Below are 14,809 nucleotides of genomic sequence, written 5' to 3'. Positions count from 1 at the left end.
ATGAATTTTTCTTCTTTTTTCAGTTCTAGCCCTTGAGATACTCGATTTAGACTTCTGTCAAATGACTAAAAATACCCTTACCTATCAGACTTTTCTCCAGATAGGTGACAATTTCTTAAGGTTTCCCCATTAACTTTCTCGAAAGCTAGGCATGACCTTATTTATTTGTTATAATTAACCGATATAATCCATAGTTTGAGGTGAATTTTTTGTTGTTCAATCGAAATACTAAAAATAAAATACAGCAATCATTAGGGTCCGCCAAAGATGCCTTTGCTAAAAGTGACAAGACAGCAAAAGATAAAGTGTTATTTGCTTTTAATGTGACCTTTGAAGTCATGAAATCATTGGTTTATTTTATGATCGTGGTCTTCCTCTTCTTAGGAGCTTTAGGTGGAGGCATTGGGATCGGTTATTTTGCTTATCTCGTGTCAGATACACCTGTCCCAAATAAACAAGAGTTACAAAATAAAATTAACGACGTGGAGCAACTTTCCACCATCACCTATGCTGGTGGTGAGAAAATTGCTGATATTCGCTCTGATTTAATTCGCACTAACGTATCATCTGATCAGATTTCTCCCCTTGTCAAAGAAGCTTTAATTTCAACTGAGGACGAGTACTTTGATGTCCATAAAGGAATTGTCCCTAAAGCAGTTATTCGGGCTCTCGTCTCTGACGCAACTGGCCTTGGAGGTTCATCTGGTGGGTCGACCATCACTCAGCAGTTAGTTAAACAGCAAGTCTTAACTAGCGAAACCTCCTACAAGCGTAAAGCCAACGAAATTGTACTAGCTCTGCGGGTTGAGAAATTTTTCTCAAAAGATGAAATCATTACCTCTTATCTGAATGTCTCACCTTTTGGACGTAACAATAAAGGGCAAAATATCGCAGGCGTGCAAGAAGCAGCTAAGGGGATTTTTAATACGACTGCGGATCAATTAAATTTACCTCAAGCCGCCTTTATTGCCGGTTTGCCACAAAGCCCAATTAGTTACAGCCCTTACTTAAATACTGGTGAACTCCGTGATGATCAGTCCTTAGGTTTGGAACGAAAAGATCAAGTCCTTTACAATATGTATAAGGAAGAATACATCACCAAACAGGAATACGACGATGCTAAAAATTATGATTTAACACAAGACTTTAAACCAAGTGAAGATGTTACAGACAATGTAAATGGTTATCTATACGATTATACCTACGATCAGGCGATTAAAATCCTGATGCCGATTTATTACGAGGCTGATGGGCTCAAAAAAGAGGACCTTACTGACAATCAAAAGCTCCGTGAAAAGTATTACGATATTGCGGCACGGGAGTTACGTCGTGATGGTTATACTGTTGAGACGACCATCGACAAAAATGTTTATGAGGCCATGCAAAATGCCACTGCTAATTACGCTGGCATGTTTATTGGCAATTATGGTATTGAAACTAGCAGCGTTTTGTTGGACAACCAAACTGGTCGTATTATTAGTTTCATTGCTGGTCGCGATTTTAATCAGAATAAGAACAATCATGCGTTCAATTCTGAGCGTTCTCCAGGTTCCACCATCAAACCTATTTTGGCATATGCCCCTGCCATTGATGTCGGCTTAATCGGCAGTGAATCAAAGCTGTCGAACTTTTCTCGCAAGTATAAAGCCCCAGACGACGATGTTGATTTAATGAATTATGATCGAAAAACTTCAACCGGCTTTAAGTCTGCCAGAGAAGCTTTAAAAATATCTGATAACGTTCCTGTAGTTGAACTTTATCAGGAATTATTAAAAGTGGCAGATCCAAAGGAGTATTACAAAAAAATGAACATGCGGATGACAGATGGTGAGTACTATGGGCAAGAATCGATTGCTGTTGGTGGAACAAATACCGGTCCAACTAACTTAGAACAAACCAACGCATTTGCGACCTTAGCCAATAAAGGAAACTACTCTCAAGGCTATTCAATTGAGAAAATTACAGATAATAGCGGTAATATTATTTACCAACATGAGGTTAAACCCGTTGCGGTCTTCTCGCCAGCCACTGCGTCAATTATGAATGATATGATGCGTGATGTTATTACCAGTGGAACAGGAACCATGTCCAAAGGGACTTTAGCAGCCATGGGCAGCGGCCTCACCAATGCTGACTGGGTTGGCAAGACCGGGACTTCTGAAAACAATGGGGATTATTGGTTCATTGCCTCCACGCCAAAGGTCAGCATGTCCAATTGGATTGGCTATTCAGATGCGGTGATTCCGATGGATTCTACTTACGGGCAAAACAACATGCAGTTGTGGGCGTATATCGCTAACGCTGCCTATGAAGCTAATCCCGCTTTATTCGGTATCACTGAACGATTTGCTTTAGATCCAAGTGTGATTCACGCTGAAGTATCTGACTTTAGTGGTCAGAAGATGGGAACTGCGACGGTGGAAGGCAGTACTTGGACCGTCCCAGGTAAAAAAATCGAATCCCTCTGGGCTAAGAATGGCCCCTCAGCAACACAATTTAGATTTGGTATGGGCGCAACTGATGCTCAATACCTCAAAACTTGGAATGAGAGTTATGTTAAGCCAAAAACACCGGCTAAAACAACACCAAGTAGTGGCACAACCAATCGAAATAATTCAGCTGTCACAAATAATGCCAATAAAAAAGATGAAGATGACTAACCAAAATAGTGAGCTTCATCTAAGACGTTTAACTATAAGTGAAATACCGCCAAATCAAGGAGTTAATTACCTCGATTTGGCGGTATTTCTATTAAAAAAAAAGACATTAGCCTGTTAGCTATGCTAACAGGCTAATGATTATTTACTTTATTTAGTTGACCCTTTTTTAACAATACCATGAGGTAAAATAACCGTTTTCTCGTCAATATCTTCTTTGTTCATCAACTTAGTCAAAAGACGCATTGAAACAGCACCGATATCATATAAGGGTTGTGTCACACTTGTTAAACGAGGACGAATCACATCTGTTAACAAAGAGTTATTGCTTGTGATGACTTCGAACTCTTCTGGAATTTTAACCCCACTGTCAATTAAGCCATTGGCAATCCCAGCAGCTAACTCATCGTCAACAACATAAGCAGCAGTTGCGCCACTGTTGATGATTCGTTTGCTTAGTTCTTCTCCAGCTTTATACTGATACTCAGATTCAAAGACTAGACCTTCACTGTACTTCAATCCATTTTCTTTAAGGGCGGCTTTATACCCACTTAAACGCTCTTTACCATTAATTGGATCTAATAAGGCACCACTAACGAAAGCAATTTTTTTATTGCCATTTTTAGCCAATAAATCAGTCGCTTCTTTAGTCGCTTCTTTATAATTAATATTCACAGAACCAACTTGGTCATCAGGATCAATTGAACCCGCTAAAACAACCGGTGTTTTAGATCGAGAAAATTCACCACGAATAGCTTCTGTGATATGATGGCCCATAAAAATAACACCATCGACTTGCTTCGCTAATAAGTTATTTAATACGTTGATTTCTTTTTCATCGTTACCATCTGAGTTTGCTAAAATGATATTGTATTTATACATGGTTGCAACATCATCAATCCCTCGAGCTAAAGAAGCAAAGAAAATATTGCTAACGTCAGGAATAATCACCCCAACTGTCGTTGTTTTCTTACTTGCCAAGCCACGAGCTACAGCATTTGGACGGTAGTCCAGACGATCGATTACTTCTAGTACTTTCTTACGCGTTGCTGGTTTCACATTTGGGTTGCCATTGACAACACGTGAGACAGTTGCCATTGAAACATTTGCTTCACGGGCAACATCATAAATCGTTATTGTTTGTTTTTCCATAATAATTTTTTCTCCTTTTTGTATGAGTTTAATCTAATAAAAGTTAATTCTCACTTATCCGAACTATTATTTGCTGAGCAAATTGGATGAATGTGCTCGTTTTTCGTTTTCAGAAAAACCAGTTTACATTTCTCAACTTTAAGGTTACCAAATTTCACGAAAATTTGCAAGCGTTTTAATCTATTTTTTCATGAAAATATAAAGAAATTTTCAAAAAAACTCAAAAAAAGAACTATCTGCAAGCTTTCACAGATAATTCTATCCTCAAAATTAGTTAATACTTGATTCGTCTTTTAGGTCATCCACTTGATCTTCCACTGTACCGATGATGTCTTCTGCATACTCATCAGTAGCTACAATCGCTTCTTCAGCCACGTCTGCCACATCCAAAATAATGTCTTCTGATTCATCTGCTAAATCGGCAGCTTTATCAGTTAAGTCATCAGCCGTTTTTTTAAATTTATCAGATAAGTCATCTGTTTGGCGTCTTAAGGAAGATAAGGCATCTTCAGAGCTTTTAACTGCTTTATCTTTAACTGTCCCAGCAAAGTCTGTCGCCTGATCTGCATATTCATAACTTTTCTCTTGAACATACTCGCCATAGTCGAATGCTTTATTTTTAAAATCTTCAGCCTGATCTGCTAACTCTTCGCGTAATTCTTTACCTGATTTTGGCGCTAATAGCAAGGCTGCTACTGCTGCAGCTGTTCCACCGATAATTGCGCCTAATAAAAAGCCACCTGATTTTTTTCCCATAACTATATCCTCCTAGAGATTTCTATTTTTTAAACATCCTAAACGCTGATTTACCTAATCTTGTTGCAACGGTTGCTTTAGCAGCATTACTGCTGATAACCCCAACCTTACTAGCCACATTGCGACTTGACGTATTCAAATCTGAGACACTTTCACCTAAATCGGCAACTGCCGTAAATAATGGGTCAATGGTTTCTACTTTCTGTGTCACATCTGCTAATAACTCATTGCTTTTAACCAATAATTCTTCCACCTGATACGTTAAAACATTAACGTCTTTCGTTACTGCTTGAATGGTGACGTTGGTTTCATCCAAAATCCCTGATGCTTTATCAATCGCCTTATTGGTTTTTTCGATCGTTTTTGTCACTTTCGGAATGATCATCACACAACAAATAATAATGACGACAACAAGAATAACAAACGCAATTGCAGCTATTATAGCAGCAACTTCTCCACCGGTCATATACATTACCCTTTCTCTCGCTTACTTGATTCCTGTGTATTTAGCATAACACCTTACACCTTTTTTCTCAAATATAAAATAAGGTTTCTTAAAATATTTCAATGGTCGTCATTATTCTGATACAATAGAGAGCGACAAGACAAACAAGAAAGTAGTTGGAACAATGAACTTATTTTATTTAACTGCCACCATGGAGTCCACCGAAAGCCCAATTATTCAAGAAGCTACAAAAAAGGTCAATGCCTTTGCCAAGTATTGGAACGGTATTAACTGGGACGATTTATTGGCTGCCTTTATTTCCAAAGGAGTACTCTTACTGCTGACATTCTTAATTGTGATGATCGTCAAAAAAGTCGGGATGCGGCTCATTAGACAAGGCTTCAATAACTATAAAATTAAAGATGCTTACAGTGAAAATCGCGTTGAAACCCTCTATAAACTAACTAGCAATGGTTTTCAGTACTTACTCTACTTTATTTTGCTTTACACCTTGTTAACAATTCTCGGCGTGCCCGTGGGCTCATTAATTGCAGGTGCCGGAATTGCTGGGATTGCAATTGGTCTCGGGGCTCAAGGCTTTATTAATGATTTGCTAACTGGCTTTTTCATTATTTTAGAGAGACAAATCGATGTGGGCGATCATGTGATGATTGATGACATTGAAGGAACAGTTGTTGTCATCGGCTTAAGAACAACTCAAATAAAGAGCTTTAATGGGACTCTCCATTTTGTTCCCAATCGAAATATTTCGATTGTCAGCAATTTATCACGAGAAAATATGCGAGCTTTAATCGAACTGCGGGTCAAACCAGAACAAGACTTAGAAAAAATTAATGCGATTGTTGATCAAGTCAATGCTGATATGGTGCCCAATTATCCCGAAATCAAAAGCGGACCAACTAATCTGGGTGTGGCTGACTTGGGGCAAGGGAACCTGGCCATTAGGATTGTAATGTATGTTAAGAACGGCGATCAATTTCGAATCCAATCTCTCTTTCTAGCCGCCTATATCAAGGCGGTTACCGCAGAGGGCATCGTCTTACCAGAATCCCCATTAACATTATCAAAATAAAACAAAAGCGGCCTGAGTGAAATCAGACCGCTTTTGTTTGTTGCAAGTGGCTAAAGTATTGAAAAACAAATTCCACCCCAATCGCCAGAGCTCGTTCATCTGGGTTCATTCGATTGTGATGCAGCTCATATGGCGAATCAACCCCCAAAGAAAACATGGTCCCTGGAAACTTACTTAATAAATAACCAAAATCCTCAGCAACCATGGCTGTTTCAGCTTCCTCAAACACAACATCCGGACTTTCCTTAGCAAATCGAATGAGCTTATCCGTTGTTTCCTTATTATTAATAACTGGTAAATAACCTTTTTGATCCAATTCTACCTCAACTTCACATTGAAATGATCGAGCAATTCCCTCCGCCATCTCAGTCAAGCGCTGCTGGGTTAATTGATTGACTGCTTGATTAAGGGAACGAATCGAACCTGCTACCACCGCAACTTCCGGAATAACATTGGTTGCTTCACCTGCATGAAAACTAGCCACGGTCACAACCGCTCCAGCTAAAGGATCCACGTTTCGACTGACAATTGTCTGAAGTTGTTGGATAAACTGAGTGGCAGCAATAATCATGTCATTTGACAGATGAGGGTAAGCTCCGTGTCCCCCCTTGCCTTTAAACCTTAGGCGAAACTCACAATCCCCTGCACAAAAGGTCCCAACCTTAGTGGCAATCATGCCAACAGGTAAGCTTGGCTGAATGTGTAACGCATATAGCTCAGTCAAGTTGATTTCGTTAAAGGCCCCTGACTCATACATCAGCTTACCGCCGGCTTCATTTTCTTCAGCCGGTTGGAAGATTAGATAACAATCATCGGCAAAATCAGCTTCAATCAACTTGGCTAAGAGGCCTAACGCAATCGCCATATGGCAGTCATGGCCACAAGCGTGCATTTTCCCCTTGTTTTGAGAAGCAAAAGGCAAACCAGTCTCCTCTGTAATAGGCAAACCGTCTATATCCGTCCGCCAACCTAAAGCTCTTTTCCCGATGCGTCCTTTGACTTTCACGATGATTCCCGTTCGCCAGGTTGAAATAGTTACTTTTTCTTGGGGCAAGGACCTAATTTTTTCTAAAAGATAGCGGTGCGTTTCAACTTCTTCCAACCCAATTTCTGGTAGTTGGTGTAACTCTCTTCTTATTTGAACCAATTCGGCTTCAGAGTAGCCCATAGTCTTCCCCCTTATGTCCGGCAAAACACTCCGGATGATTCTCTCTACTAGCAAAATACAGGAAGTAGCCGGACAAATGCCCAGCTACTTCCTGTTATTGCCTTTATCCGATCTTTCGTTCCGGTTGTTCTTTCTCTGTCAGTGTGTACTCATTTTCCAATGTATGAACCAAGTGGTTAACTGACTTCAAAATTTCCTTGCGCGTAACAATCCCCGCAAAGTGATTATTGCTATCAACTACAGGAATAAAGGGACTATCTACTGATAAATGCAATATATACTCAATATCATAAGGTTGTGTAATGGTATCGATCTCCGTATCCATCACATCCCTGACACATAGATCAGTCAAATTATCCGGGTCAATCTCCGTTAAATCAAACATAGCATTGACAATATCCGACAAGCCAATCAAGCCGACAAATTCACCTTCGCGGTTTAATACCGGAATTCTCGTGTACTTGACTTTCGTTAACACTAACAGCGCATGATTCAGTGGATTAGTATCCATCACATGAGCGACTTTTTCATCTGGAATCAAAAAACTATCTTCATTTTTTAGTAGTAATGTTTTTACAGCATTCCCAATCATCTGGAGTGCCTCCTATCTTCTTTTAAGAACTACCTATAGTTTACCTAAAAATTTGCCGAAAATCAGCAAATTCACAATTTCTTCAGAACTATTTAGCAATTATTAAGGGTTCTTTCAAATCATTTTGCGAAAGTAAACTGTAAGTCACTTATGGGGCGCTGCTGATCATCGTAGTACTGGACATCATAATGACTTTCAGTACTTTCAATGATTGCATACGTTTTAATCTGGTAGCGGCCTCTAGGAAGACGTATGCTGCCTGGATTCAAGGCTAGCACACCATCAAAAAGGTCCACTCCCAGCTCATGGGTGTGCCCAAAAAGTGCAATATTAGCCCCGACTTCTTCTGCCCGATAAAGGAGCTGACTTAAAGAAGAACGAACGTTGGCCAAATGACCGTGCAGCATCAAGATCTTATCCTCTCCAATACTCACAACCTGCTCTTTTTTGTATTCTGGGTAATAATCACAATTACCTGTTACCACCAAAAACTCTTGCCACAATTCATCTGTCGGTTCTAACTCAGAATCGCCACAATGAAACATGCCATCGACCTTCCCCCGATAAGCCTCCACTAACTCAACCAAAGACTGACGATCACCATGATTGTCACTGACCACTAGATATTTCATCCTATGCCTCGCTCTCTAACCATTTATCCCACTCTTGTCCTAAAACCTTAATGGCAAGGGCCCGGTGGCTAATGTTATTTTTTTCCTGCTCACTTAACTCGGCCATGCTCTGATTCTTAGCCGGCACATAAAACAACGGGTCATAGCCAAAACCATTATCCCCGCGAGGAATCGTTAAAATCCGTCCTTCGATTTCACCTGTTACCACCAAGCTCTCTTGATCAGGTTTGGCTAAAACTAAGGTGCAGTGGAAACGGGCAGTTCGTTTATCCGCTGGCACATCTGTCAGCTCATGGAGTAATTTCGCATTATTTGCGCCATCACTTTTGCCTGCCCCTGCAAAACGGGCCGAATAGACCCCTGGTTGCCCGTTTAACGCATCAACGATCAAGCCTGAGTCATCTGCGAGTACCAGACAATTAAACTGCTTAGCAATCGTTTCAGCCTTTAATCGAGCATTTGCTTCAAAGGTGGTCCCAGTCTCTTCCACATCAGGGATTTCAGGGAAATCAAGCAAGGTTTTGATTTGATACCCCTTCGCCTTAAATAAGGCTTCAAACTCTCTTGCCTTTCCCGGGTTACGAGTCGCTATTAAAATTGTTTTGTCAGAGACTGGCAATGCTTTTGTCTCTTCTGTCAACGCACTCTTTTGCTGATCAATCAGTTCTTTAATACCTAAATCTCCCAAACGCAGCAATTCTGATAATTCTTCATGGGAAAAAGTAGCTTCTTCTCCAGTACCTTGAATTTCCACAAAGCGACCAGACTCTGTCATCACCAAATTCATGTCAACATGGGCAGCAAAATCCTCCACATAATCTAAGTCCAAAACAGCCTCACCCGTTGGCAAAATACCGACGCTAACAGCGGCTAAATGTTCTTTGATCGGATCCACCGTTAAAAGCTTCTCTTTTAACAGCTTATTAACGGCTAACTTCAATGCCACAAAAGCTCCAGTAATACTCGCTGTCCGAGTCCCCCCATCTGCCTGAATAACGTCACAATCGACAATTAAGGAACGCTCACCCAATAGTTCCAAATCTACAACGGCACGTAGAGAGCGACCAATTAATCGCTGAATTTCCATCGTTCTGCCAGAAATTTTCCCCTTGGCGCTTTCACGAATATTGCGGGTATTAGTGGCTCGTGGCAACATGCTGTACTCAGCTGTCACCCACCCTGTTCCTTCCCCCCGCAAAAAAGGTGGAACTTTATCTTCAAATGTTGCCGCACAAATCACTTTGGTATCACCAAAGCTGACTAACACAGATCCCTCCGGATGTTTTAACACATTGGTTTCTATTTTTATTGCTCTCAATTCTTGATTTTCTCGATTGTCATGTCTCACTGATTAACTCCCTCGCTCTGCCATCGCAGGTCTATTTTTTACTATCATTTCCCAAGTTTACTTTTTCAATTACCATGTTATCAAGACCTAACCAATCTTCACTAATATCACGAAAAAGGCTAACTGAGCCAGTGGCATAAAATTCATGACCTAAAGGTAATTCAGTTGGTGGAGCCGCGATCTCGAAATAATCCAATAACATACTAACTTCGCCGACTGTTTCTGCACCCGAATCAATCAATTCAACTTCTTTCCCTAAATAATTATAAATCAAGGGAGCCAATAAGGGATAATGGGTGCAGCCTAAAATCAAGGTATCGATGCCACTTTTTTTAAAGGGCTTCAACGTCTCAGCCACAACCATCTTGGCAATCGGAGAATGGTATTCTTTACTCTCAACAATTGGAACAAATTTCGGACAGGCCAGCTCAATCACATGACTATGTGGGGATTTTGTTAAAATCGCCTTAGAATAAGCCTGACTGGAAACGGTCACTTGAGTGCCAATGACACCAATCGATTGACCTAATGTCTTTTTTAAGGCTGCCCGACTGCCAGGTAAGATTACCCCTACCACCGGAATCGGTAACGCCTGTTTGATCTCATCTAGGGCCACAGCTGTTGCTGTATTACAAGCTATAACAAGCATTTTTATATTTTTTTTCATTAAAAAGGAGGTCATTTGCCAAGTAAACTCAACGACCTGCTCAACTGGCCTAGGACCATAAGGGCAACGGGCCGTATCACCAAGATAAATCACTTTTTCATTAGGCAATTGTTTAAGGGCTTCTTTAACGACAGTTAAACCGCCAACTCCAGAATCGATAAAGCCAATAGCTTGTCTATTCGTCATTCCGCAAAACCTCTATTTCTATATTTTCCCATACCTCTCTATTTTCCCTTTTTTTGCCCAAGTTATCAAGTCTTTTGATAAAGCTTTAAAAATTCCCTACACTTTCAGGGTTTTGACCATTAAATTAATTATTTTACCTCTTACTAGTCTTATTAGTAGCTATCCTTGACCTTTTGCTATAAAATTAAGATGGAAAACCACTGAAATGGAGGGGTTATTTATGAGAAACGTTGTCAATCAATTAGAAAAGTTTACTGTTTTACGAACCATTTTTTATTTAGCCTTTGGAATTTTAATTTTAATGAACCCACATCTGGTCTTTAAAAGCGTCATTTACATTATCGCCGGTTACCTGGCAGTCCTTGGTCTAATTAATCTTTATCAAGCAATTCGCGAGAGTAAAAATGAATCGCTCTTTGGCTACGAATTTATTACCGGGGTCATGCTATTGCTTTTCGCCCTTATTGTGTTGATCTTTGCCAAGGCAATCGTTAGCTTCTTGCCAGTTATGTTAGGCATTCTAATCGTCTTAAACGGGTTAATGCAACTTAGCAATGCCAGTGGAATCAAAGAAGTGAACCCTCGCTATCGCATCAGCATCTACGTTTATTGTGGCTTACTCGTAGCTGCCGGGATTTTGTTAATCTTCAATCCATTCAAAACCGTTCTAATCGTGTTTAGACTCTTTGGTGGGATCTTAGTCTTTATGGGAATCACAGAACTGGTTCACTTTTTCTTTCAAAAACGAGTCAACTGATCAATAGAATAAAACAGGAACGACTGATTAATCAGTCGTTCCTGTTTTTTTGTTAAGAAGAAGTGGGCCAAATGACAATAATAAACGTTGCTCCGACTCCTTCATCTGACTGGCCTTGAGATTCTTGCCATAAACCTGCTCTTCATAGATTGCTGATGCCTCTTTAAACACCTCACCAAGTTCCGGTTGCTTCTGAGCGATTTTTTCCTGATATTGCCGAATTGTTTCCGATTCATGACGTCTGTGTATCGGTTCCAATAAGCTCAACAGCCCTTCATATGATTTCACAAAGCTATTAGGAAAATAGGTCACCTTCAAGAGCCACCATTCTAACTGTAACCGGCGTCTAAAGATGAGACCAATAACCACCAAACTTCCACCTATCCCAAATAACCAAAGGCCCACATACTTAGATTGGCCTTTATTTTTCTGGCGTTGATCTGTCGTCTTGGTTTGGTCTATTTGGCTGGTAGTTGAAGAATTAGTACTGGTACTGCTCGATTCACTTGAAGGAACAGGAGCTGCCGAACTGATCGATACCTCTGGCTGGGGCTGATTTGTCGCCGCTAACGCCACTTGTTCCGAGCTGATAAAACTCTTGGTTGGTTCGAATGGCACCCATCCGATTCCCTCAAAGTAGATTTCTGGCCAGGCATGGGCATTCTCATTTGATATGCGGTAACTCTTAGTTCCATCTTCGTGAGTTTGACTGACTTTTCCTTCACTAAACCCTTTCGCCCAGCGAGCCGGGATCCCCAAACTGCGAGCTAATACTACCATGGAACTGGAGAAATGCTCACAGTAACCGATTTTTGAATCAAAAAGAAAAAAGTCCACATAATCCCGATTGTCGGGAACCATCTCAGCCTCTTCTAAAGAATATCGAAAATCTGCTGAATTTTTTAAATAGCTTTCGAGTGCTTTAACTTTTTCATACCCAGTTGACTGGTTGGCAGTAATCTGATGGGCCAGCTCCCGGACTCTTTCAGGTAGCTTATCTGGTAGTTGAAGATAACGGGCATTGGTCTCCGGTTCATCAGCAATGGATGCTCCCTCTAAATCCGCAATCGAATACTCTGGGGGAAAATAGTCATAAGTGATGACACTTTCAGCTGGATAATCACCGCTTAAATTAACATAGAAGCGACTGCCTTCCTCACTGTATTCTAAGGCCTGATTGTCGCGATATGTAGGAGGCAATGACCAAGCTATCATCCCTTGAGGTTTGGGAATATAACGCAATGGATTTGGCAATGTCAATTCGATTGGCTGGCCACTTTCTTGATAACGGCTGTGTCCCTCATCAACTACCAGTCTTTCCTGATTCATCACTTCCCGTGTTTCATCGCTACTTTCCCAGCCACGACCACTGTAACGATCCTTATTTTCAACTTTCCAGTAATGAGGATTTTTTTGTCTTGCTAAAAAAACAACTTCATTATTTGGAATAACTGATCCACCAAGAATACTATCATTTTCACTAAACCCCGTCGTTGCTGATTGACCATTCCCACGAGCGAACTCAATCATACGGTAAAAAGGGTGTGATCGAAAGGATGCTCTAAAAGGCTGGCTTTTCATTTGAATTTCTTGATGAATCTGAGGCAACCAGATTGGCAATTGCCAGGCTAAGATCAGGCAGCTGATTAATGCTACTCCTCCTATCCCTTGAGACAGCCAAAGTGGCTTACCTTCTCCTGCCAGCCAGCCACTTAAGATAAAAGCTGTTACCAGTAAGCCGATAATCTGGGGGAAATGATCGGTCCCGTTAAAGACCGTCAATATTAACAAATAAGAGAGAACAGCCAAAAAGGGCAACATCCAAAGTTCATAACTAATGATGAGTTTGACTAACATCAACATAAATAGCCCTATAAAAACTAAGGCAATATTGCCAGGTAGAAACCTGAATTCTGCACGTTGAACTGGATCAAGATACGCCAAAACTGTCTGTAAAAAAGTTTTAGTCCAGCTAAAAGAAAAGGCTTGATTCATTGGAAAATAGCGATGACACGTAAATAAAAGACAACTCAATTGAAGAGGTAATTCGATAAACCACTTGAAATTGAGCAAGGCAATACCACTGATCACAATCAAGTAAATGATTAGCCAAAAGGGCGTTCCCAGCTGATTGGCTTCGACAAACGGGCTAATTCCACTCCCTATTAAGCTAACGGTTAAGAGTCCCGTGATTATTTGTTTTAAGCCCATTTTAACCATCCGTTTCCTCCTCACAGTCATATTTCCACACAAGCTTATTTTCCTAAAAATAAGCCTCTATTCATTAAAACCCTTCGTATTGTAGATGACCTTGACGGCTATAATAAAAAACAACCACATCATTTTTTTCTGACAACTCTTCCCCTAAGCCAATGATGTCTCTCGAATAACGAGCTGTTAAGATAATCAAACGCTTCTTATTGAGATTAACTTGACGAACACCTCGAACCAGTTCTTTTTCCATATGATGAGGTTGGCATCCTGTATAAAGGAGTTCCGTTGCCAGCTCAAAGGATTCCTTAGGCTGGTCATACATTAGAAAGTCTGGCGAGCCTAACTGCCCGCTTTCAGACATTTCCATCGTGTAAAATAAAGCCAGCATCTTTTCATAATAATGACCATCATTCCCATAAAAAAGAAAGATCAGCTCGTCTTGAGGATCACTTTCAAACTCTTTTACTACTAAATGATCCCGCTTTGCTGATAATTTCCAATCAATTTGGTTTAACTGGTCACCTTCTCGATAATCACGTAATCCTTTCACATCTTGACTTTTAATAAAGGTTGCTGCTAAGGGTAAAAGCTTTTGCTGGCTCAAAATAGCCATCATCTCATGACCCTCTGCTACCAGCCTTTTCGGCATAACCATAATAAAGGTTACTAAAGGAAAGGAATGGGTCTTGCGAAATAAGTTAAACAGATCTTTGCTAACAAATCTGGCAGCAACTGGTTGGTGCAAGCCCCGCTCAATTGCTTCGTCGATCTGAGCCGTCACGATTAACAACCGCTGATCCTCACTTTTTGTCCAACTTAATGCAAATTGGTCCTCGCTTAGGTCAAGTGTTCCTGTCAAGCGAGAGGGGATCACTAACCGTCTGTGATGTTTTGCTCTTAGCTTAAACGAGATCTCCTGCTCTCCCAGTTCCAGACGAATCAAAGGCTCGATATCTGTCTGATAACTCCCAAAACGCCCTCTTATTGACACCATTGAACACAGAAAAACCAGCAGAAAGAAATACAAGAGAAACCAACCAACTCTAATATTAAAGGTAATGGCAAACAACATAAGTCCGCAAAGTATCAGCAGCCAAAATAAATTATTGCAAATAGAGATGAACGACCATTTTCCTCTCATC

General features: G+C 40.6%; 13 protein-coding genes. 3 read left to right on the top strand and 10 right to left on the bottom strand.

The features are described from left to right. Positions 1-212 precede the first annotated feature (212 nt). A complete protein-coding gene (locus RWN13_RS12715) occupies positions 213-2,660 on the top strand; it encodes a transglycosylase domain-containing protein (protein ID WP_399553663.1) in 2,448 nt (815 codons plus the stop codon). 147 nt (positions 2,661-2,807) lie between these two features. Here RWN13_RS12715 and ccpA read toward each other — a convergent pair whose 3' ends face one another. The 3 genes from ccpA to RWN13_RS12700 form a co-directional block, all read right to left on the bottom strand. Then, a complete protein-coding gene (ccpA, locus tag RWN13_RS12710) occupies positions 2,808-3,809 on the bottom strand; it encodes a catabolite control protein A (RefSeq protein WP_314064129.1) in 1,002 nt (333 codons plus the stop codon). Positions 3,810-4,079: 270 nt separating this feature from the next. Then, positions 4,080-4,565 (bottom strand): YtxH domain-containing protein, encoded by a 486-nt coding sequence (locus tag RWN13_RS12705; RefSeq protein ID WP_314064126.1) that lies wholly within the window; start codon positions 4,563-4,565, stop codon positions 4,080-4,082. Between the two features lie 22 nt (positions 4,566-4,587). Further along, positions 4,588-5,031: a DUF948 domain-containing protein gene (locus tag RWN13_RS12700; protein ID WP_314064273.1), complete on the bottom strand. Its 444-nt coding sequence runs from the start codon at positions 5,029-5,031 to the stop codon at positions 4,588-4,590. Between the two features lie 163 nt (positions 5,032-5,194). Here RWN13_RS12700 and RWN13_RS12695 point away from each other — a divergent pair, with 163 nt between their 5' ends. Next, complete coding sequence (locus RWN13_RS12695) at positions 5,195-6,103, top strand: mechanosensitive ion channel family protein (RefSeq protein WP_314064123.1); 909 nt, start codon at positions 5,195-5,197, stop codon at positions 6,101-6,103. A gap of 22 nt (positions 6,104-6,125) precedes the next feature. Here the strand turns inward: RWN13_RS12695 and RWN13_RS12690 are convergent, their stop codons facing one another. The 5 genes from RWN13_RS12690 to racE form a co-directional block, all read right to left on the bottom strand. Then, positions 6,126-7,271: an N-acetyldiaminopimelate deacetylase gene (locus RWN13_RS12690; RefSeq protein ID WP_314064120.1), complete on the bottom strand. Its 1,146-nt coding sequence runs from the start codon at positions 7,269-7,271 to the stop codon at positions 6,126-6,128. A gap of 103 nt (positions 7,272-7,374) precedes the next feature. Then, entirely contained in the window at positions 7,375-7,863 is a 489-nt protein-coding gene (gene cbpB / locus RWN13_RS12685; RefSeq protein WP_314064118.1) for a cyclic-di-AMP-binding protein CbpB, read from the bottom strand. 119 nt (positions 7,864-7,982) lie between these two features. Then, the gene (locus tag RWN13_RS12680; protein ID WP_314064117.1) at positions 7,983-8,495 is read right to left on the bottom strand and encodes a metallophosphoesterase; all 513 of its coding nucleotides are present in this window, start codon (positions 8,493-8,495) and stop codon (positions 7,983-7,985) included. Position 8,496: 1 nt separating this feature from the next. Next, positions 8,497-9,843, bottom strand: a complete 1,347-nt coding sequence (gene rph, locus RWN13_RS12675) for a ribonuclease PH (protein WP_314064114.1) — start codon at positions 9,841-9,843, stop codon at positions 8,497-8,499. Between the two features lie 31 nt (positions 9,844-9,874). After that, a complete protein-coding gene (gene racE / locus RWN13_RS12670; RefSeq protein ID WP_314064112.1) occupies positions 9,875-10,696 on the bottom strand; it encodes a glutamate racemase in 822 nt (273 codons plus the stop codon). 220 nt (positions 10,697-10,916) lie between these two features. Here racE and RWN13_RS12665 point away from each other — a divergent pair, with 220 nt between their 5' ends. Next, a complete protein-coding gene (locus RWN13_RS12665; RefSeq protein WP_314064110.1) occupies positions 10,917-11,453 on the top strand; it encodes a DUF308 domain-containing protein in 537 nt (178 codons plus the stop codon). A 27-nt stretch (positions 11,454-11,480) separates the two neighbouring features. Here the strand turns inward: RWN13_RS12665 and RWN13_RS12660 are convergent, their stop codons facing one another. Together RWN13_RS12660 and RWN13_RS12655 are read right to left on the bottom strand one after the other, a co-directional pair. Continuing rightward, entirely contained in the window at positions 11,481-13,673 is a 2,193-nt protein-coding gene (locus RWN13_RS12660) for a transglutaminaseTgpA domain-containing protein (protein ID WP_314064107.1), read from the bottom strand. Between the two features lie 64 nt (positions 13,674-13,737). Continuing rightward, positions 13,738-14,808, bottom strand: a complete 1,071-nt coding sequence (locus RWN13_RS12655) for a DUF58 domain-containing protein (protein WP_314064104.1) — start codon at positions 14,806-14,808, stop codon at positions 13,738-13,740. Between the last annotated feature and the right edge of the window lies 1 nt (position 14,809).

Source organism: uncultured Vagococcus sp. (assembly GCF_963518325.1).
GTDB lineage: Bacteria > Bacillota > Bacilli > Lactobacillales > Vagococcaceae > Vagococcus_D.
This window is presented reverse-complemented; position numbering and strand designations above follow the sequence as displayed.

Bases quoted from the DNA above. Each gene is read 5' to 3' on its own strand.
- ccpA (WP_314064129.1), bottom strand. From the start codon at position 3,809: ATGGAAAAACAAACAATAACGATTTATGATGTTGCCCGTGAAGCAAAT.
- RWN13_RS12705 (WP_314064126.1), bottom strand. From the start codon at position 4,565: ATGGGAAAAAAATCAGGTGGCTTTTTATTAGGCGCAATTATCGGTGGA.
- RWN13_RS12700 (WP_314064273.1), bottom strand. From the start codon at position 5,031: ATGACCGGTGGAGAAGTTGCTGCTATAATAGCTGCAATTGCGTTTGTT.
- RWN13_RS12695 (WP_314064123.1), top strand. From the start codon at position 5,195: ATGAACTTATTTTATTTAACTGCCACCATGGAGTCCACCGAAAGCCCA.
- RWN13_RS12690 (WP_314064120.1), bottom strand. From the start codon at position 7,271: ATGGGCTACTCTGAAGCCGAATTGGTTCAAATAAGAAGAGAGTTACAC.
- cbpB (WP_314064118.1), bottom strand. From the start codon at position 7,863: ATGATTGGGAATGCTGTAAAAACATTACTACTAAAAAATGAAGATAGT.
- RWN13_RS12680 (WP_314064117.1), bottom strand. From the start codon at position 8,495: ATGAAATATCTAGTGGTCAGTGACAATCATGGTGATCGTCAGTCTTTG.
- racE (WP_314064112.1), bottom strand. From the start codon at position 10,696: ATGACGAATAGACAAGCTATTGGCTTTATCGATTCTGGAGTTGGCGGT.
- RWN13_RS12665 (WP_314064110.1), top strand. From the start codon at position 10,917: ATGAGAAACGTTGTCAATCAATTAGAAAAGTTTACTGTTTTACGAACC.
- RWN13_RS12660 (WP_314064107.1), bottom strand. From the start codon at position 13,673: ATGGTTAAAATGGGCTTAAAACAAATAATCACGGGACTCTTAACCGTT.
- RWN13_RS12655 (WP_314064104.1), bottom strand. From the start codon at position 14,808: ATGAGAGGAAAATGGTCGTTCATCTCTATTTGCAATAATTTATTTTGG.